Annotated in this window: 17 protein-coding genes; 11 read left to right on the top strand and 6 right to left on the bottom strand. The window is 72.6% G+C overall.

Annotated elements, in window-relative coordinates; genetic code table 11:
• Positions 1–87: 87 nt before the first annotated feature.
• Positions 88–2043, top strand: coding sequence for a serine hydrolase domain-containing protein (locus K8Z49_RS03785; protein WP_412517606.1), 1956 nt, complete (start codon positions 88–90; stop codon positions 2041–2043).
• A 24-nt stretch (positions 2044–2067) separates the two neighbouring features.
• On the opposite strand, the gene K8Z49_RS03780 is transcribed toward K8Z49_RS03785, so the two are convergent.
• The 3 genes from K8Z49_RS03780 to K8Z49_RS03770 form a co-directional block, all read right to left on the bottom strand.
• A complete protein-coding gene (locus K8Z49_RS03780; RefSeq protein ID WP_021597656.1) occupies positions 2068–3297 on the bottom strand; it encodes an acyl-CoA dehydrogenase family protein in 1230 nt (409 codons plus the stop codon).
• Positions 3298–3386: 89 nt separating this feature from the next.
• The gene (locus K8Z49_RS03775) at positions 3387–4370 is read right to left on the bottom strand and encodes a glucosyl-3-phosphoglycerate synthase (protein WP_021597655.1); all 984 of its coding nucleotides are present in this window, start codon (positions 4368–4370) and stop codon (positions 3387–3389) included.
• Between the two features lie 154 nt (positions 4371–4524).
• Complete coding sequence (locus K8Z49_RS03770) at positions 4525–5961, bottom strand: helix-turn-helix domain-containing protein (RefSeq protein ID WP_024935302.1); 1437 nt, start codon at positions 5959–5961, stop codon at positions 4525–4527.
• 149 nt (positions 5962–6110) lie between these two features.
• Between K8Z49_RS03770 and aceA the strand changes: the two genes are divergently transcribed.
• The 5 genes from aceA to K8Z49_RS03745 all read left to right on the top strand — a co-directional run bounded on the left by aceA (position 6111) and on the right by K8Z49_RS03745 (position 11816).
• The gene (aceA, locus tag K8Z49_RS03765; RefSeq protein WP_021597653.1) at positions 6111–7394 is read left to right on the top strand and encodes an isocitrate lyase; all 1284 of its coding nucleotides are present in this window, start codon (positions 6111–6113) and stop codon (positions 7392–7394) included.
• 211 nt (positions 7395–7605) lie between these two features.
• Positions 7606–9123, top strand: coding sequence for a M1 family metallopeptidase (locus K8Z49_RS03760; RefSeq protein WP_075021725.1), 1518 nt, complete (start codon positions 7606–7608; stop codon positions 9121–9123).
• A gap of 113 nt (positions 9124–9236) precedes the next feature.
• A complete protein-coding gene (locus tag K8Z49_RS03755; protein ID WP_111831514.1) occupies positions 9237–10025 on the top strand; it encodes an ABC transporter permease in 789 nt (262 codons plus the stop codon).
• A gap of 10 nt (positions 10026–10035) precedes the next feature.
• On the top strand, positions 10036–10821 hold the full coding sequence (locus tag K8Z49_RS03750) for an ABC transporter permease (protein ID WP_021597650.1): 786 nt from the start codon (positions 10036–10038) through the stop codon (positions 10819–10821).
• Positions 10821–11816, top strand: a complete 996-nt coding sequence (locus K8Z49_RS03745) for an ABC transporter ATP-binding protein (protein WP_021597649.1) — start codon at positions 10821–10823, stop codon at positions 11814–11816. Before K8Z49_RS03750 ends, K8Z49_RS03745 begins: the two co-directional genes overlap by 1 nt.
• On the opposite strand, the gene K8Z49_RS03740 is transcribed toward K8Z49_RS03745, so the two are convergent.
• Together K8Z49_RS03740 and K8Z49_RS03735 are read right to left on the bottom strand one after the other, a co-directional pair.
• Positions 11765–12430, bottom strand: a complete 666-nt coding sequence (locus K8Z49_RS03740) for a response regulator (RefSeq protein ID WP_024935306.1) — start codon at positions 12428–12430, stop codon at positions 11765–11767. The genes K8Z49_RS03745 and K8Z49_RS03740 overlap by 52 nt on opposite strands.
• A complete protein-coding gene (locus K8Z49_RS03735) occupies positions 12427–14100 on the bottom strand; it encodes a sensor histidine kinase (protein ID WP_052357480.1) in 1674 nt (557 codons plus the stop codon). Before K8Z49_RS03735 ends, K8Z49_RS03740 begins: the two co-directional genes overlap by 4 nt.
• Positions 14101–14258: 158 nt before the next feature.
• On the opposite strand from K8Z49_RS03735, the gene K8Z49_RS03730 reads away from it, so the two are divergent.
• The 3 genes from K8Z49_RS03730 to K8Z49_RS03720 are packed head-to-tail and all read left to right on the top strand — an operon-like array spanning position 14259 to position 17129.
• Complete coding sequence (locus K8Z49_RS03730; RefSeq protein WP_075021723.1) at positions 14259–15104, top strand: ABC transporter ATP-binding protein; 846 nt, start codon at positions 14259–14261, stop codon at positions 15102–15104.
• The gene (locus tag K8Z49_RS03725; protein WP_412517605.1) at positions 15094–16017 is read left to right on the top strand and encodes an ABC transporter permease; all 924 of its coding nucleotides are present in this window, start codon (positions 15094–15096) and stop codon (positions 16015–16017) included. The genes K8Z49_RS03730 and K8Z49_RS03725 overlap by 11 nt, the downstream gene beginning before the upstream one ends.
• A 56-nt stretch (positions 16018–16073) precedes the next feature.
• Entirely contained in the window at positions 16074–17129 is a 1056-nt protein-coding gene (locus tag K8Z49_RS03720) for an ABC transporter substrate-binding protein (RefSeq protein WP_021600110.1), read from the top strand.
• Between the two features lie 108 nt (positions 17130–17237).
• Here the strand turns inward: K8Z49_RS03720 and K8Z49_RS03715 are convergent, their stop codons facing one another.
• Positions 17238–17732 (bottom strand): hypothetical protein, encoded by a 495-nt coding sequence (locus K8Z49_RS03715; RefSeq protein WP_024936805.1) that lies wholly within the window; start codon positions 17730–17732, stop codon positions 17238–17240.
• 184 nt (positions 17733–17916) lie between these two features.
• On the opposite strand from K8Z49_RS03715, the gene K8Z49_RS03710 reads away from it, so the two are divergent.
• Positions 17917–18627: a hypothetical protein gene (locus tag K8Z49_RS03710; protein ID WP_412517604.1), complete on the top strand. Its 711-nt coding sequence runs from the start codon at positions 17917–17919 to the stop codon at positions 18625–18627.
• 6 nt (positions 18628–18633) lie between these two features.
• Entirely contained in the window at positions 18634–19179 is a 546-nt protein-coding gene (locus K8Z49_RS03705; protein ID WP_412517603.1) for a hypothetical protein, read from the top strand.
• The last annotated feature ends 78 nt before the right edge of the window (positions 19180–19257 follow it).

Genomic DNA, 19257 nt, shown 5'->3' with positions numbered 1-19257 from the left:
GTGTTCTGTCCGGTTCGTGCATTCTGCATGGTGAGGTGGTGCACGTGGCACTGTCGCCGCCGCGGGGTCGCAGGCGAGCCTGGCCGCATGAAGAAGCTCCCGCTCGCGCTGCTGTGCACGCTCGTGACCCTCATCGCCTTCTGTCCGGCCGTGCGTGCGCAGAGCCGGTCTTCCCCCGATCAAGGCCCGGCCGTGTCCCAGGGGCGTGGATCCCGGAATGGCGACATCGCACGGCTGATCGATGGACTGGTGCCGGCGCAGCTGGCCGAGAACAGGATTCCCGGCGCGTCCGTCGTCGTGGTCAAGGACGGAGCGCAGGTGTTCGCGAAGGGATACGGCGTCGCCGACGTCGCGTCCCGCAGGCCGGTCGACCCCGCGTCGACGGCGTTCTTCCTCGGCTCGACGACCAAGCTGTTCACGGCGACCGCCGTGATGCAACTCGTCCGCGCGGGCCGGCTGAGCCTGGACCAGGACGTCAACCGCTACCTCACCACGTTCAAGATCAAGAACACCTATCCCGGGCGTCCGGTGACACTGCGGCACCTGCTCACCTACACCGCCGGGTTCGACGAGCACACGCTGGGCCTGGCGGAACGCGACCCGAACGACGTGGTGTCCCTCGGGCGCAGCGTCGAGGAGTGGCAGCCCGAACGGGTCCGGCCGCCGGGGACGCGTGTCGCCTATGACAACTACGGCATCGCGCTCGCCGGCTTCCTGGTCGAAGTCGCCTCGAAGCAGCCCTTTGCGGACTACGTCAGGGAGCACGTGCTGAGCCCGGTCGGCATGTCCGGGACGAGTGTCGCGCTCCCCCACCCCGGGGCGTTCGCCGCGCGCCTGGCCAAGGGGTACCGCCCCTCCGGCAGCGGCTTCACCGCCGAGAGCGGCCAGTACGGGCCGTGGACGCCGAGCGGCACCGGGCCCGCCGCCACACCCGCCGACATGGGCCGGTTCATGATCGCGCAACTCGGCGATGACCCCGCCCTCGGCGGCGCCGCGGTCACCCGTCCCTTGCGTTCGCGCCAGTACACCCAGATCGACCCGATGCCCGGCATGGGCTTCACCTTCGAGGAGCGGCCCCGAAACGGCCACCCCCGCTACTACAAGGACGGGGACGTTCCCGGCTTCCACAACGTGCTGGCACTGATGCCCGAGCAGCGCGCCGGCGTGTACGTCGTGTACAACGGCGATGGCGCGAACGGAGACGCGAACTGGCTGGCCCAGCGGGTGGCGAACGCCGTCACCGACCATTACACCCCCGCTGCCAGAGCGCAGCCGCTGGCAGCACCGGCGACGAAGGCCCCTGGCGACGCGACCCGCTATTCCGGGACGTACCGGGCCAACCGCACCAGTAACTCCGACCTCACCCGGTTCAACAGCCTGATCGTCAACATCAAGGTGAGCGCCGGCAAGGACGGCACCCTCACCACCACCGGCGTCTCCCCGGACCCGGCCAAGAAGACCCAGCACTGGAAGCAGGTGCGGCAGGGTCTGTTCATCGAGAAGGGCGGGCAGGATCGCCTCGCGTTCGACGGCGAGACGCTGGTCGCGTCCGCGAACCCGGCCGAGTCCTACCAGCGGCTCGCCTGGTACGACGAACCGTCGTTGCACCTCGCCCTGCTGATCGGCGGGGCGTTCGCGTTCATCATCGCCTTCTTCGCGTTCCCGGTGCTCGCGCTCGTGCGGGGTCTGCGGCACCGGCCCGCGCATCCGCTCCCCGCCCGCCTGACCCGTGCCCAGGCCTGGCTGGCCGCCGCACTGACCACCGTGTTCCTCGTCGCAATGGCCCTGGCGATGTCGGACGGCAACTCCCTGATGGAGGCCGTGGTACTCGGCTCACCCCGCCTGACGGTGCTGCCCTACATCGCGACCGCTTCGTTCGTGGCCGCTCTCCCGCTGCCCGTGGCCCTGGTCGGCGCCTGGTGGAAGAACTGGTGGAGGCTCCCCGGCAGGATCGGGTTCACCCTCCTGGTGCTCCTATCCGTCCCCTTCTTCAAGCTGTGCGTCACCTACCACCTTCTGGCGCTCCCGTTCCCTACCACCTGACGAGCGCACCGGCCTGCCGAGACGTCAGCGGACGGGCAGGCCGGTGATGGTGCGGCCGATGACGAGGCGCTGGATTTCGGAGGTGCCCTCGAAGATGGTGAAGATCTTGCTGTCGCGGTGCATGCGCTCGACCGGGTAGTCGCGGGTGTAGCCGTTGCCGCCGAGGATCTGGATGGCCTCCTCGGTGACGTGCACCGCCATCTCGCTGGCCATCAGCTTGGCCATCGAGCCCTCGGCGTTCTGGAAGTCCTTGCCGGTGCGGGCCATCCAGGCGGCGCGCCAGACCATGAGGCGGGCGGCGTCCAGGCGGGTCTTCATGTCGGCGAGCTTGAAGGCGATCGCCTGGAAGTCGCCGATCTTCTTGCCGAACTGCTCGCGCTCCCGCGCGTACTGCAGGGCGTAGTCGTAGGCGGCGCGGCCGACGCCGAGGGCCATCGCGCCGACGGACGGGCGGGTGGTCTCGAACGTCTTCAGCGCGGCCTGGCCCTTGGAGCTCTTGCCCTCGCGGGTGCGGGCGATGCGCTCGTCGAACCTCTCCTTGCCGCCGACGATCAGGTGCGACGGGACGCGCACGTCGTCCAGGACGACCTCGGCGGTGTGGGAGGCGCGGATGCCGTGCTTCTTGAACTTCTGGCCCTGCTTCAGGCCCGGGGTGTTCGGCGGGACGATGAAGCTGGCCTGGCCGCGGCTGCCGAGCTCGGGGTACACCGAGGCCACGACGACGTGGACGTCGGCGATGCCGCCGTTGGTCGCCCAGGTCTTGGTGCCGTTCAGCACCCATTCGTCCTTGGCCTCGTCGAAGACGGCTCGGCTGCGGATCGAGCCCACGTCGCTGCCGGCGTCGGGCTCGGACGCGCAGAACGCGCCGAGCTTGACGTCGTCGGTGGTGCCGAACATCTGCGGCACCCACTCGGCGACCTGCGCCTCGGTTCCCACGGCGGCGACGGACGCGGCGGCGAGGCCGGTGCCCACGATGGAGAGCGCGATGCCCGCGTCCCCCCAGAACAGCTCCTCGAACGCCACCGGGATGCCGAGGCCGGTCGGCTCCAGCCACTGGGTGGCGAAGAAGTCCAGGGAGTAGATGCCGACCTTGGACGCCTCCTGGATGAGCGGCCAGGGGGTCTCCTCCCGCTCGTCCCACTCCTCCGCGGCGGGGCGGATGACGTCCCTGGCGAACTCGTGCACCCAGTCCCTGACCTCGCGGACGTCCTCGCTGGGCTCCAGGGAGAACGGCGTCTGCTCCGCACTCGTCATGATTATTGACCCTCTCTCCAATATCGCTGTTACCAACGGTAGCACCATCTGGCGTTACCACGGGTAACACAGCCACCCGGAGAGGGCGGTCACCTGCGGCCGGGCGAGAAGGACCGCGCGGCGGCGTACGCGGGGACCTCGATCATCGGCGGGCGCTCCCCCACCGCGACGTCGGTCGTGCGGGCGTCGTGCCCGTCCGCGGCGCGGTGGAACCGGGTGAGCGCCGTCGAGGGGGCCTCCAGCGGGAGCATCCGGCCGTGCCGCTCCAGCCGCGACCAGGCGGTCAGCATGATCTGCCCGGACATGGCGCCGAGCGCCTCGGTGGACTGGTGGGCGTGCACCCGGCGGCCGAGGTCGACCTGCGCGATCGCGTCGAGGCCGGAGTCCTGGTAGATGTCGAGGAGCAGGCCGAGCTCCACGCCGTAGCCGGTCACGAACGGCATCCGCTCCAGCAGGGCCCGGCGGCCGGCGTACTCGCCGCCGAGCGGCTGCATGACGCCGGCGAGCAGCGGCCAGTGCAGGTTGATCAGGGGGCGCGCGACCAGCTCGGTGACCCGGCCCCCGCCGCCCTCCACGCGCCGCCCGCCCTCGACCAGCGGCCGGTCGTAGCAGCCCTTGACGTAGCCGACGGACGGGTCGGTCAGCAGCGGCCCGAGCAGGCCGGTGATGTAGGACGAGGCGAACTCGCGCAGGTCGGCGTCCACGAACACGATCAGGTCGCCGGACGTCGCGGCGAGGGACTTCCACAGCGCCTCGCCCTTGCCGGACATGCGTCCCTGCTCCGGCAGGACGGCGTCCTGCGCCACCACGCCGGCGCCGGCGGCGGCGGCCACGGCGGCGGTCCGGTCGCGGGAGCGGGAGTCGACCACGACGATCTCGTCCACCAGCGGGATCCGCTCGACCAGGTCGGTGCGGACGGCGGCGACGATCGCGCCGACCGTCGCCTCCTCGTCCCGCGCCGGCAGCACGACGCTGATCCTGGTGTCGCCCTTGGCGGCGAGCAGCAGGCGCGGCGGCCAGTCCTCGGCCGTGCTGGTGCGGCGGTCCAACCACGACGCGACCTCGGGCAGCACGCGCTCTCCCTCCCGTTCGGGGCGTCCTCGACCGGTGTTCCGGGACCGGCGTCCCCTCACCTACTAGGAAACGCCAGATCTCCCCAGATCATTCACTGTCGGCGCAGCACAGGACGAACCGACCCGAAGAGTTAACACCGCCACAACACGCCGGTCATTCGGCGGCGTGCCGGTCCAGGAACTCGTAGACGTCCGCCTCGTCCACCCCCGGGAAGGCCCCGGGCGGCAGGACGGACAGCACGTGGGAGTGCGCCCGCGCCGACGGCCAGGCCATGCCCTCCCACCGGTCGGACAGCTCCTTCGGGGGCCGCTGGCAGCAGTCGCCGTCCGGGCACGCGGACTTGACCCGCCGGGTCGTCTCCCGGCCGCGGAACCAGCGGGAGTCCTCGAACCGGACGCCCAGCGTGATGGCGAAGTCGCGCTCGTGGCTGGGGTCGATGTGCGACAGGCACCAGTACGTCCCGTTGGGGGTGTCGGTGTACTGGTAGTAGACGGAGAAGCGGTCCGCCGCGCCGAACACGTGCCGCCCGGCCCACTCCCGGCACATCCGCTGGCCCTCGATCGCGCCGTCCTCGTCCTGCGGGAAGGCCAGGCCGTCGTTGGCGTAGGCCTTGTAGATCGTGCCGTTCTCGTCGTTCTTGGTGAAGTGCAGCTGGAGGTCGAGGTGGTGGGTCGCGACGTTGGTGAAGCGGTGCGCGGCCATCTCGTAGGAGACGGAGAAGACGTCCGCCAGGTCCTCCACCGACAGCTCCCGCGCGGCCTTCGCCTCCTGCAGGAACGGGACGACGCTCCGCTCGGGCATCAGGATCGCGGCGCCGAGGTAGTTGGCCTCGACGCGCTGGCGCAGGAAGTCGGCGAAGTCGCGCGGCTGGTCGTGGTCGAGCGCGATGTGCCCGAGGGTCTGCAGCAGGATCGTCCGCGGCGTGTGCATGCCGAGCTGCTCGCGCTCCAGGTAGATCCGCCGGTTGCGCAGGTCGGTGACGGACCGGACGGAGCGCGGCAGGTCCTGGACGTACTGCAGGCTGAAGCCGAAGTGCCCCACCAGCGTCATCAGCAGCCCCTGGGACACGGCGCCGCGCCGGTACCCGACGGCGTCGAGGGTCCGGGACGCGACGTCCTCGATGTCGGCGAAGTGGTTGCCGCGCTCGTGCATCTGGCGGCGCAGCTCCGCGTTGGCCTTGCGGGCCTCCTCCGGGCTCGCGGTGGGCTTGGTGCGGCTGCGCTTCAGCTCCCCGTACAGGGCGAGGATGTGCTCGATGACCTCGTTCGGCATCCGCTTGCCGACCTTGAGGTGCGACAGGCCGAGCGTCCGGTACAGCGGGTCGCGCTGCGCCTCCTCCAGCTGGATCTCCAACTGGGCGCGCCGGCTCGGCGGCTGGCGGCGCAGCAGCTCCTCCACCGGGCACTCCAGCGCGGCGGCGAGGGCCTGCAGCAGCGTGAGCTTGGGCTCGCGCCGCCCGTTCTCCAGCAGGGACAGCTGGGACGGCGCGCGGCCGACGCGCTCGCCGAGCTCCGACAGCGTCAGCCCGCGGCCGCGCCGCAGATGCCGGAGCCGCTGCCCGAAGGTGACGAGATCCACGTCACTCGTCAAGTTGAGGGATTCTTCTGTCCGCAAGGTCGTCACCGCTTCATGATACCGGAATTTTCGCGCTTCTTTCGTTACTTGCGAGTTCATCCAGGGGTGGCGGCCGGGGCATAGTCGAGGCAAGCACCCAGGGGACGACACGGAAGGGCAAGACGATGAGCGATGGTCGCCTCAAGGGCGCAGCCGACGAGCTGCGGCGACAGTGGGAGACCGACCCCCGGTGGAAGGGCGTCGAGCGGACCTACACGGCCGAGGACGTCGTCCGGATCCGCGGTTCGGTCCAGGAGGAGCACACCCTCGCGCGCCTCGGCGCCGAGCGGCTCTGGACGCTCCTGCACGAGGAGGACTACGTCCACTCCCTCGGCGCGCTGACCGGGCTGCAGGCCGTCCAGCAGGTGAAGGCCGGCCTCAAGGCCATCTACCTGTCGGGCTGGCAGGTCGCGGCCGACGCCAACCTGGCGGGGCAGACCTACCCCGACCAGAGCATCTACCCGGCGAACTCGGTCCCGGCCGTCGTGCGCCGCATCAACAACGCGCTGCTGCGCGCCGACCAGGTCCAGTGGGCCGAGGGCGAGGGCGACACGCACTTCCTCGCCCCGATCGTGGCCGACGCCGAGGCCGGCTTCGGCGGCGTGCTGAACGCCTTCGAGCTGATGAAGGGCATGATCGCCGCGGGCGCCGCGGGCGTGCACTGGGAGGACCAGCTGGCCTCCGAGAAGAAGTGCGGCCACCTCGGCGGCAAGGTCCTCATCCCGACCTCGCAGCACATCAAGACCCTCAACACCGCCCGCCTCGCCGCGGACGTCTCGGGCACCCCGTCTCTGATCATCGCGCGGACCGACGCCGAGGCCGCGACCCTGATCACGACGGACGTGGACGAGCGCGACCGCGAGTTCACCACCGGCGAGCGCACCGCCGAGGGCTTCTACCGGGTCCGCAACGGCATCGAGCCCTGCATCGCCCGCGCCAAGGCCTACGCGCCGTACTCCGACCTCATCTGGATGGAGACCGGCACCCCGGACCTGGAGCAGGCCCGCAGGTTCGCCGAGGCGGTCAAGGCCGAGTACCCGGACCAGATGCTCGCCTACAACTGCTCGCCGTCCTTCAACTGGAAGGCGCACCTGGACGACGCGACCATCGCCAAGTTCCAGCGCGAGCTCGGCCACATGGGCTTCAAGTTCCAGTTCATCACGCTGGCCGGCTTCCACGCGCTGAACTACGGCATGTTCGACCTGGCGCACGGCTACGCCCGCGAGGGCATGACCGCCTACGTCGACCTGCAGGAGCGCGAGTTCGCGGCGGCCGAGAAGGGCTTCACCGCCGTCAAGCACCAGCGCGAGGCCGGCACGGGCTACTTCGACATGGTCAGCACGGCGATCAGCCCGGACTCGTCCACCACGGCGCTGAAGGGCTCCACGGAAGAGGGCCAGTTCCACTAAGCCTCCCGGCGGCGCCACCGGCCCGCCGCTCCGGATCGATCCCCGGGCCCCGAAGGCCCCCGCGTTCCTACACCCGCGGGGGCCTTCCGGTCGTCTCGGGGCCCCCGTCCGGCGAGGCGCACCGCGGCCGGATGCGGCTAGGGGCTCGACAACGCCCGATAATCGGCGCATCGTGTTCGCGCTAGTTGATCACTCGGAGAGAGGATCCCTGATGGCGCGTCACCCCCGGTCCATCCGGTCCCGGGCGATCCCCGGCCGGGTGCTGCCGCTCGCCGTCGCCGCCGTGAGCGCCGTCGCGCTCGCGCCCGCCGCCTCCGCGGACGGGCACGGCCACCACGGGCGCTTCACCCCCGGCGCCCCCGGCGTCGGCGACCCGTACTTCCCGCTGGAGGGCAACGGCGGGTACGACGCCCGGCACTATTCGCTGGACCTGCGCTACGACCCCGACCACGACCAGCTCGACGGCACCGTCACCATCACCGCGCGGGCCACCCAGAACCTCTCGCGGTTCGACCTGGACCTGTCCGGCATGGACGTGGAGAAGGTCTGGGTCGACCGGCGGCGGGCCCGCTACGAGCGGCGCGGCCAGGAGCTGATCATCACGCCGCGCAAGGGCCTGCGCAAGGGCTCGGTCTTCACGACCGTCGTCAGGTACGGCGGCGTGCCGCAGACCATCGTGGGGTCGCCGATCGTGTTCGGCTCCCCCTACGGGTTCCTGCACACCCCGGACGGCGCCTTCGTCGGCGGCGAGCCGAACGGCGCCCGCACGTGGTTCCCCGTCAACGACCACCCGAGCGACAAGGCGACCTACGACTACACCCTCACGGTGCCCGCGGGGCTCAAGGCCGTCGCCAACGGGCGCCTGACCGGGCACCGCTCCGCCACCGCCTCGTTCAGCCGCCGCGCCGCGCGGACCCGCGCCGAGGTGTTCAGGTGGCGCGAGGACAGCCCGATGGCGAGCTACCTCACCACGATCGACATCGGCAAGTGGGAGGTGAAGCAGGGGCGCACGCCGGGCGGCGTCCCGAACTACACGGCCGTCGACCCGGTCCTCCTCGCCGGGCAGCCGGACGCGGTGGACTTCTTCTTCGACACCACCAGCGAGGTGACCGACCTCTGGTCGCGGACGTTCGGCCGCTACCCGTTCAGCAGCACCGGCGCCATCGCCGACGACGCCCGCTTCAACGGCGAGCCGCTCGGGTTCTCCCTGGAGACGCAGAGCAAGCCGGTGTACTCCGCGGTGCGCAGCACCGGCACGATCGCCCACGAGCTGGCGCACCAGTGGTTCGGGGACGCCGTCTCCCCGGCCCGGTGGAAGGACATCTGGCTGAACGAGAGCTTCGCGACCTGGTCCGCCTGGTACTACACGGAGAAGACGGGCGGCCGCACGGTTCACGACGCGGCCCGCGCCACGTACGCCGCCCGCCCGTTCCCCGACGCCGCGGGCCGCCCGTACTGGTCGGTGCTGACCGCCGACCCGAAGCGCGACACCATGTTCAACGACCGCGTCTACAGCGGCGGCGGCATGATGCTGCAGTTCCTCCGGGAGAAGATCGGCGACGACAAGTTCCTCACCCTGCTCCGGACGTGGTACGCGCAGCACAAGCACGGCAACGCCAGGACCGAGCAGTTCACCGCTCTGGCGGAGCAGATCTCCGGCCAGGACCTGAGCCCGTTCTTCAAGGACTGGCTCTACTCCCCGATCAAGCCCGCCATCCCCGAGGACTGACCCCCGCTCCACCGACGGCCTCGCCCTCGACGGGCCCCGGCGCGACCCGCCGGGGCCCGTTCTGTGCGAAATTACCTGGTCGCCCCCACCGCGCCTGTCTAAGCTCCCGGTAAGTGGGCGTTCTTCCGTGGGTGTGGTGGTACGGCTTCCGGCGCCACACGGCGTACCCGCTCGGCTCGCTGACCGAGTCGCTGACCAACACGGTGTTCGGCTTCATGCGCGCCTACGTCCTGCTCGCGCTGTGGGACGTGCGCCCCTCCCTCGGCGGGTACGAGGCCGCCGACGCCGTCACCTTCTGCTTCATCACCCAGGCGCTGATCGGGCCGGTGCAGATCTTCGGCGGCATGGACCTCACCGAGCGCATCCGCAACGGCGACGTCGCCATCGACCTGTACCGGCCGGTCGGGCTGCAGGGCTGGTGGCTCGCCGACGACCTCGGCCGCGCCGCCGGCTCGCTCCTGCTGCGCGCGGGCCCGCCGCTGCTGGCCGGCGCGCTGGTGTTCCCGTTCCGGTGGCCCTCCCCCGTGCACGCCGCCGCGTTCGCGGTCGCGACGCTGCTCGCGGCGCTGGTCGGCTTCGCGCTGCGGTACCTGGTGGCCATGGGCATGTTCTGGCTGCACGACGACCGGGGCCTCAGCGCCGTCACCCTGGTGATGTCGCTGTTCTTCTCGGGGATGATCCTGCCGCTCGTGGTGTTCCCCGGATGGCTCGGCGAGGTCGCGCGGGCGCTGCCGTGGGCGGCGCAGATCCAGGTGCCCGCGGACGTCTTCCTCGGCACCTACACAGGCGGCGCGCTGCTCGGGGCGCTGGCGTTCCAGGCGGGGTGGGCGGCGGTGCTGCTCTGGGCGGGCACGCTGGTCACGCGGGCGGCGCGGCGGAGGCTGGTGGTGCACGGTGGCTGATCCGATACGGATGTACGGGCTGCTCGCCTGGACGTGGATACGCGCGGCGGCGCAGTACCCGGTGTCGATGGTGCTGCTGGCGCTGGCCACCGCGATCGTCTCCGTCCTGGACGCGGCGGCCATCCTCGTGCTTTTCTCGCGGGCGCCCCGCATCGCCGGGTTCAACGTGTCCGAGGTGCTCTTCCTCTACGGGACGTCCGCCCTGGCGTTCGCGTGCTCGGACATCGCGCTCGGCACGACCGAGCGGCTCGGCCACCACGTGCGGGAGGGGACGCTGGACGCGATGCTGGTGCGGCCGGTGAGCCCGCTGGTCCAGATCGCGACGGAGGGGTTCACACCCCGCCGCCTCGGCAAGCTGGTCCCGGCGGTGCTGGTCCTCGGCTTCGCGCTGCCCCGGCTGGACGTCTCCTGGACGCCGGGCCGGGCGGCGATGATCCCCGTCATGGTGGCGTCCGGCGCGGCGATCTTCTGCGGGCTGTGGGTGCTGACGGGCGCCGTGCAGTGCGTGCTGGTCGACAGCCACGGGGCGAGCAAGTCGCTGACCTACGGGGGCGCGTTCCTGACCCAGTACCCGATGACGATGTTCGCCCGCGACTTCGTCCGCGGGGTGACCTTCGTCGTCCCGCTGGCGTTCGTCAACTGGCAGCCCGCGCTGTACGTCCTGGACCGTCCCGACCCGCTGGGGCTGCCCCACGCGGCGCGGTTCGCGTCCCCGGCGGTCGCCGCCGCGGTGTGCGCGGCGGCGGCGCTGGCGTGGCGGGCGGGGCTGCGGCACTACCGATCGACAGGGAGCTGATGCCGGTGCCGATGATCGAGGCCGGGGACCTCGTCAAGACCTTCACCGTGCGGGCGCGCTCGGGGCCGCTGCGGCGGAGGACGCGGACCACGCTGCGCGCGGTGGACGGGGTGTCGTTCACGGTCGAGCCGGGCGAGTTCGTCGGCTACCTCGGCCCGAACGGCGCCGGGAAGTCCACCACCATCAAGATGCTGACCGGGATCCTCACGGCGTCGTCCGGCACCCTCCGGGTGTGCGGGCTCGACCCGTCCCGGCGGCGCACGACGCTCGCGCGCCGCCTCGGCGTGGTGTTCGGGCAGCGGACGACGCTGTGGTGGGACCTGCCGCTGCGCGACAGCCTCGCCCTCGTCCGGCGGCTGTACCGGGTCGAGGCGGCGGCGCACCGGGCCCGGCTCGCCGAGCTGACCGCGCTGCTGGAACTGGAGCCGTTCCTGGACACCCCGGTCCGGCAGCTCAGCCTCGGGCAGCGGATGCGCGGCGACCTCGCCGCGGCGCTCCTGCACGATCCGGAGCTGCTCGTCCTGGACGAGCCGACGATCGGCCTGGACGTGGTGAGCAAGGCGACCGTCCGCGACTTCCTGGAGCGCATCAACGCCGAGCGCGGCACCACGATCCTGCTGACCACGCACGACCTCGGCGACATCGAGCGGCTCTGCCGCCGCGTCATGATCATCGACCATGGCCGGCTCGCCTTCGACGGCGGGCTGGACGAGCTGCGCCGCACCGTGGACGCCGACCGGATGCTCGTGGTGGAGCTGGCGCGGCCCGGCCCGCCGATCGCGCTGGACGGGATCGAGGCCGAGCGGGTGGAGGGGCCCCGGCAGTGGCTCCGGCTGCCGCGCACCGCCAACGCGGCGGCGGTCGTCGCCGCCCTCGCCCGCGACCACGAGGTCCGGGACATCTCGCTGCGGGAGGCCGGCATCGAGGAGGTGCTGGCGGGGCTCTACCGCGGCGACCACGCGTACTGGTGCTCGGGGCGCCCGGTGGCCCCGTAGCGCAGCGTGACCACGACCCGCCCGGCCTGGGCGAGGGCGGCGAGGTAGCGCTGGGCGGTGGCGCGGGAGATGCCGACCTGGTCGGCGATCTCGGCGGCGGACCGCGGCTCGTCCGCCCTCCGCAGCGCGTCGCAGATCAGCCGGGTCGTCACCGGCGACTGCCCCTTGGGCGCGGGCGGCTGGCCGTGCAGCGGCGCGTAGAGGGCGCGGACGGCGCCGTCCAGGGCCTCCTGGGTCACCTCGCCGTCGCCGGACAGCGCCTCCCGGTACCGCGCGTAGGCGGTGAGGCGCGCGTTCAGCGCGGCGGCGGTGAACGGTTTGACCAGGTAGTGCAGGGCACCGCCGCGCAGCGCCTCCCGCACGACGCCCGGGTCGGCCGCGGCCGTCGCCATGATGACGTCGGCGTCCAGCTCGGGCAGCAGCGTCAGGCCCGAGGCGTCCGGCAGGTACACGTCCAGCAGCACGAGGGCGGGCGCCAGCTCGGCGGCCATCGACCGGGCCCGCGCCGCGGTGTGCGCGAGCCCCGCGACGGAGAACCCGCGCAGCGCGGCCACGAACCCGGCGTGGACCTGCGCCACGCGGAAGTCGTCGTCCACCACGAGCACGTCGATCACCGCACCGCCTCCGCTCCGAGCACCCCGGGAAGCCGGGCGACCGCCACGGCACCGCCGCCGCCGGGCCCGGCCGATCCGGCGTCGACGAACGTCACGTCGCCGTCGCGGGCGCGGGCGGTGCGGCGCGCCAGCCCGAGGCCGAGGCCGCGCGACCGCCCGGCGGCGGGGTCGCGGGTGGACACCCCGTCGTCGAACACGGCCTCGCGGAGCCCGTCGGCGAGCCCGTCGCCGGAGTCGGTGACGGTGACGTGCAGGTCGCGGCCGTCGCCGAGCAGCTCGATCTCGACGCGGGCGGGCCGCCGCCGCCCGAGCCGCGCGGCCTCGACGGCGTTGTCGACGAGGTTGCCGACGACGGTCGTGACGTCGAGCGGGTCGGCGACGCGGCCGGGGACGTAGCTGGCGGCGCCGATGTCGAGGCGGACGCCCTTCTCCGCGGCGACGGCGGCCTTCGCCGACAGGAACGCCCGCAGGTAGGGGTCCGACAGCGGGTCGGGGAGGTTGTCGGGCGCCGGGGCGCGGCGCGCGGCGTCCTCCATCAGCGCCCCGATGTAGTCGGCGGCCTCCTCGCTGTGGCCGAGCTGGAGCAGGCCGGAGAGGGTGTGCAGCCGGTTGGCGTACTCGTGCCGCTGCGCGCGGAGTGCGTCGAAGAGGGTGCTGACCGAGTCCAGCTCGCGGGCGAGGGTCTCCAGGTCGGTGCGGTCGCGCAGCGTGATGACGGCGCCGAGGTCGCGGCGGTGCCGGCGGACCTCCCGGCGGTTGACGACGAGCACCCGCTCCCCCGCGGTGACGAACAGGTTCGTGGCCTCCCGCCGGCCCGTCAGCACGTCCCGCAGCGCGCCCTCGGGGGCCAGGTCCCCGGCGGGCGCGCCGCGCTCCGGGGTGACGCCGAGCAGCCGGGCCGCCTCGTCGTTGCAGACCGCGGTCCGGCCGCCGGAGTCGACGGCGACGACGCCCTCGCCGACGCCGTGCAGCACGGCCTCCCGCTCGTGGACCAGCTCCACCAGCTCGTACGGTTCGAGGCCGAGCGTCTGTCGCTTCAGCCTGCGGCCGATCGCGACGGAGGCGAGCACGCCGAGCAGGACGGAGCCGGCGACGAACAGCGACATCTCGCGCAGCACGTGGCCGAGCTCCCGGTCGATGGCGCGGGCGTCGAACCCGACGCTGACCTCCCCGAGGATCCGCCCGTCCCGGCCGTACAGCGGGACCTTCCCGCGCGCGGACAGGCCGAGCGTGCCCCGCTCGACGCGGACGACCTCACGCCCGGCGAGCGCGTCGGACGGGTCGGTGCTCACGTGCCGGCCGAGCTCCCTGGGGTTCGGGTGGGAGAGGCGGATGCCCCGGCTGTCGGTCACGACGACGAACAGCGCGCCCGTCCGGACGCGGATCCGCTCGGCCCGGTCCTGGACGAGGCCGTCCTGGACGGCACCATCCTGGACGGCACCGCCCTGGACGGGGCGGCCGGGGGTGGCGGCCGCGACCGCGTCCCGGATCTCGGGGTCGACGGCGACGGTGCGCGCCACCGTGAGGGCCCGCTGGCCGTACTGGTCGCGGAGCCTGCCGTCGAGCATCCAGCCGGTCAGCCCGTATCCGAGGACCGCCACCACGACGACCACGCCCACCTGCAAGATCAGCACCTGGCGGGCGAAGGTGATGCGCGGCCGCACGGACATGACCCGTCACCGTAATCGATGGCGGGCCGCCCGCCCAGCCCCGCGGGAGCAGAACGAGCAAAAGCCGGGATAACGCGCGCAACGTGGGGATTCGCGGCTTGCGAGCACATCGCGGGCAAGGGTTCCGGTGACGCGCGCCACATTCGTACGGTGCCGCCGTGTCCACTACAGCATCGCCCACGCGAGACGGAGCCGGGCGGCCCCCCGGGCCCGTCATCGAGCTGGAGAACGCCACCAAGCGGTTCCGGTCGGCGGGCGGCGTCCACACGGCCGTCCGCGACCTGAACATGTCCGTCGGCCCCGGCGAGTTCGTCGCCGTGGTCGGCCCCACCGGATGCGGCAAGTCCACCACCCTGTCCCTCGTCTCCGGGCTGGAGCCGGCGTCCGCCGGGCGCGTCCTCGTCCAGGGCCGCCCCGTGGACGGGATCCCGGACGGCGTCGGCTACATGTTCCAGCACGACGCCGTCCTGCCCTGGCGGTCCGTCCTGGACAACGTGGCGGCCGGCCCCCGCTACCGGGGCGCGTCCAAGCGGGACGCCCGCGACCGCGCCCGGGACTGGGTCGCCCGCGTCGGCCTCGCCGGGTTCGAGGGCTACTACCCCCACCAGCTGTCCGGCGGGATGCGCAAGCGCGTCGCGCTCGCGCAGACCCTCGTGAACGAGCCGTCCGTGCTGCTCATGGACGAGCCGTTCTCCGCCCTCGACGTCCAGACCCGCGGCCTCATGCAGGACGAGCTGCTGCGGCTGTGGTCGGGGTCCGGCGCCGCCGTCGTGTTCGTCACCCACGACCTGGAGGAGGCGCTCGTGCTGTCCGACCGGGTCGTGGTCATGACCGCCGGCCCCGCGACGATCAAGAGCGTGTTCGACGTGCCGCTGGACCGCCCTCGCGACGCCGAGGAGGTCCGGCTGACCGGCGCGTTCCTCGACATCTACCGCGAGGTGTGGGACTCGCTCCGCGAAGAGGTCCAGATCACCCGGGAGAGAGGAGCCGGCCATGCCGCGTGACGTGCAGGCGAAGGGGGCCACGGCGACCATCGGCGGGGCCGCGCCCGCCGGGGCCGGCGCGCCGGGCCGGCCCGCCGACGACGGCGACCTGGCGGCGATCGCGCGGCTGCGCACCGCCGGGCTGCGGCGCGCCCTCGGCATCAACGCCGTCCGGGTCGCGCTGGTCGCGGCGTGGCTCGGGTCCTGGGAGCTGGCCGCCCGGCACTGGATCGACCCGTTCTACTACTCGATGCCGTCCAAGATCTGGGAGCGGCTCGTCGGGTGGTTCACCGAGGGCACCTCGCAGGGGTCGATCTGGGAGCAGATCTCGGTCACGCTGCAGGAGGCCGTCGCGGGCTTCGCGCTCGGCGCGGCCGGCGGCGTGGTCCTCGGCATCGTGCTCGGCCGCAGCCGGTTCCTGTCGGACGTGTGCGCGCCGTTCATCAAGGCCGTCAACGCGATCCCGCGCATCATCCTGGCCTCGCTGTTCATCATCTGGTTCGGCCTCGGCATGCAGTCCAAGATCGCGACGGCGTTCGTGCTGGTGTTCTTCGCGGTGTTCTTCAACGCCTTCCAGGGGGCCCGCGAGGTCGACCGGAACCTGGTCAACAACGCCCGGATCCTCGGCGCGGGCCGGTTCCAGGTGCTCTGGACGATCGTGGTGCCGAGCGCCACGTCCTGGATCCTCGCGTCCCTGCACTCGGCGTTCGGGTTCGCCATCATCGGCGCGATCGTCGGCGAGTACACCGGCGCCGACAAGGGCCTCGGCCTGCTCATCAACCACTCCCAGGGCACCTTCGACTCGGCCGGGATCTACGCCGGGATGATCATCATCACGGTGCTGGCCCTGCTCGCCGAGTACCTGCTCACGCTGCTGGAGGGCCGGCTGCTGCGCTGGCGTCCCGCCGCGTCCGGGCACGACGTCCAGATCTGACCGCCCCCACCCGGATTCCGCCCGACCAGGAGAACCGCCCGACCAGGAGAACCGCCATGCCCAGCACCCCCGTCCGGGTGAGCGCCGCCGCGCTCGCCGCCCTCACCGCCCTGTCGTCCCTGTCGGCCTGCCGCGACTCCCGTGCCGGGTCCGGCGGGGACGGCGGCTCGGGCGGCACCGTCAAGATCATGGTCGGCGGGATCGACAAGGTCATCTACCTGCCCGCCAAGCTGACCGAGCGGCTCGGCTACTTCAAGGAGCAGGGCCTGGACGTCCAGCTGCTGACCGAGCCCGCCGGGGCGCAGGCCGAGAACGTCCTCATCTCGGGAGACGTGCAGGCCGTCGTCGGCTTCTACGACCACTCCATCCACCTGCAGGCCAAGGGCAAGTGCGTGCAGAGCGTCGTGCAGATGGCCGACGTGCCCGGCGAGGCGGAGATGGTCGCGGCGTCCAAGGCGGGCTCCCTGACGTCCCCCGCCGGGTTCAAGGGCAAGAAGCTCGGCGTCACCAGCCCGGGGTCGTCCACCGACTTCATCACCCGCGCGCTGGCCGTGCGGAACGGCGTGAAGACCTCGGACTACACGACGGTGAAGGCGGGCGCGGGCCAGACGTTCATCTCCACCATGGACAACGGCGGCATCGACGCCGGCATGACGACCGACCCGACCATCGCCAAGCTCGTCAGCACCGGCAAGGCCAAGGTCATGGTCGAGATGCGCACCGAGGAGGGGACCCGCGCGGCGCTCGGCGGGCTGTACCCGTCCAGCTCCCTCTACATGGACTGCGCCTATGTGAAGTCGCACGGCGAGACGGTGCAGAAGCTCGCGAACGCGTTCGTCAAGACCCTCGGCTGGATCAAGGGGCACAGGCCGGCGGAGATCGCGGCGAAGATGCCCGCGGACTACGCGGGCGGCGACCCGAAGCTGTACGAGAGGGCGATCGGCGACTCGATCAGCATGTTCAACGGCGACGGCGTCATGAAGCCGGACGCCGCGGAGAACGTCCTGAAGGTGCTGGCGGAGTTCTCGCCCGAGGTGGCGGAGAAGAAGAACGAGATCGACCTGACCGAGACCTACACGACGCGGTTCGTCGCCAAGGCGAAGCAGGGATGACGGCGGCGCGCGGCACCTGAGACCGGACCGGGCGCCGGGACGCGGGCCGGGCCTTGCGCGGAGGCTCGGCCCGTCGGCGTCCCCGGGCCGCCGCCCCCGGCGCGCGGGTCAGGGGCCCGGGCCGCCCATGCGATCGCGGTGCATGCTGGAGTAGAAGTCCACGTCGGCGTCGTGGTCCGAGCGCCCCGAGCCCCAGCGGCGCGGCGCCCAGGTGGGCATCAGCAGCGCGAACCCCATCATCCCGTAGATGCCGGACCCCAGCAGCATGCGCAGCCCGAAGTCCATGTCGCCCGCCGGCGGCACCTTGCCCGGCAGGTCGAGGACCCGGCCGGGGTCGACCAGGAAGTAGCCGGACAGGCCGAGCAGCGCCAGCGCGGGGACGAGCGAGACCAGCGGCGACGCCCACCGGGCGACGATCACCACGCCCATCACCAGGCCCACGGCGGCGAGCAGGGCGAACGCCCCGTAGATGCGGGTGCGGTCGGTGATCTCCTGCCCGGTGCCGTCGAAGGACTGTCCCGCCTGGACGTACCCCCAGGCGGCGCCGTACACCAGCGCGGGTGTCAGCAGGACGCCGAGGACGAAGCCGAACGCATGGCGCACCGCGCATCACATCCCATTCGAACGCGCCCGCCGCCGGGCGCGCGTGGTTCCGGTAGCGCACCAATCACAACACGCATCCCGGGCGCGGCGCAGGAAATCCTTGCCGTTTTGTGGTGGTTCGTTTTGAACGCGGCTCTCCGGGCATCGGCGGTTCATTCGATCCGACGCACGTTGGAGGAACACCATGTCGACCGCGATATGGGTCGTCATCGCCGTTGCCGTCGTCGCCGCGCTCGCCGCGGCCGGGTACCTGGCGGTGACCCGGTCCCGCTCCGCGCGGCTGCGGCGGCGGTTCGGCCCCGAGTACGACCGGGCCGTGGAGCGCGAGGGCGGCCGGGCGGCCGCCGAGCGGGAGCTGCGCTCCCGCGAGCAGCGCCATGAGGAGCTCGAACTGCGCGATCTCGACCCCCGCCGGCGCGAGCAGTACCGCGAGCAGTGGGTCCGCGTGCAGGAGCGCTTCGTCGACACGCCGGAGGCCGCCGTCGAGCAGGCGGACGGGCTCGTCACGGTGGTGATGGGCGAGCGCGGATACCCGACGCACGGCTTCGAGGAGAAGGTCGCGCACCTGTCGGTAGAGCACGGGCGCACGATGGACCACTACCGGCACGCCCACACGATCAGCGCCAGGACGGCGTCCAAGCAGGCGTCCACCGAGGATCTCCGGCAGGCGATGGTGCACTACCGCGCCCTGTTCGAGGAACTGCTGACGCCCCCCGGCGGGGAACGCGCGACCGGCCGCACCCCGGACGACCAGGCGACCGCGCCCGGCCAGCAGGCGACCGGGCGCACGACGGACGAGACCGCCGGCGAGGCGGCCCCCGCTCCGCACGCGGCCCCGGCCGCGGCCACCGGCCCCGCGGCCCCCCGCCGCGACGACCAGACCCCGAGGAGCTGACCCCCGATGGACGACAGCCGAGCGGGCACCGAAGCGCCGGCCGCGGACGCCGGCCCGGTCGCGGGCGAGCGCGCCCGCGCCGCCGCAACGGCCGATCCGGGCGTGCCCGGTGACCGGCACGTCGCCGGTCCCGCGCCGGAGGCGCCCGTGACGGGGGCGCCGGAGCCCGTCCCCGACACGGCTCCGGACCCCATCCCGGTTCCCGGCGCCGGGCGCGACCCGGTCGCCACCGAATTCCCCGCGCCGCCCTCCGCGGCACCGTCCGGGTCGCCGTCCGGCACCCCGGCCACGCTGCTCGACCCCGCCGAGGGCGAGCGGTTCCGGGAGCGCTGGCGGGAGGTGCAGTCCGCGTTCGTGGACGACCCCGCCGAGTCCGTGCGCAAGGCGGACGGACTCGCCTCCGAGGCCGTCGACGCCCTCGGGCGCGCGATCGCCGCGCACCGCGGGGCGCTCTCGGAGGCCCTGGAGAAGGGCGAGCAGGCCGACACCGAGCGGCTCCGCCAGGCGCTGCGCGGATACCGCGACCTCCTGGACCGCATCTTCGCGGCCTGACGAGCACGCACGGGCGCCCCGCGGAAGGACCCGGGGCGCCCGTCGCCGGGTCCGGCCGGACCCGGCGCATGGGGCCCG

The organism is Actinomadura madurae, from assembly GCF_047130825.1.
GTDB classification, from domain to species: domain Bacteria; phylum Actinomycetota; class Actinomycetes; order Streptosporangiales; family Streptosporangiaceae; genus Spirillospora; species Spirillospora madurae.
Note: the sequence above shows the minus strand (reverse complement) of the source record. Positions and strands in the feature narration are given on the sequence as shown.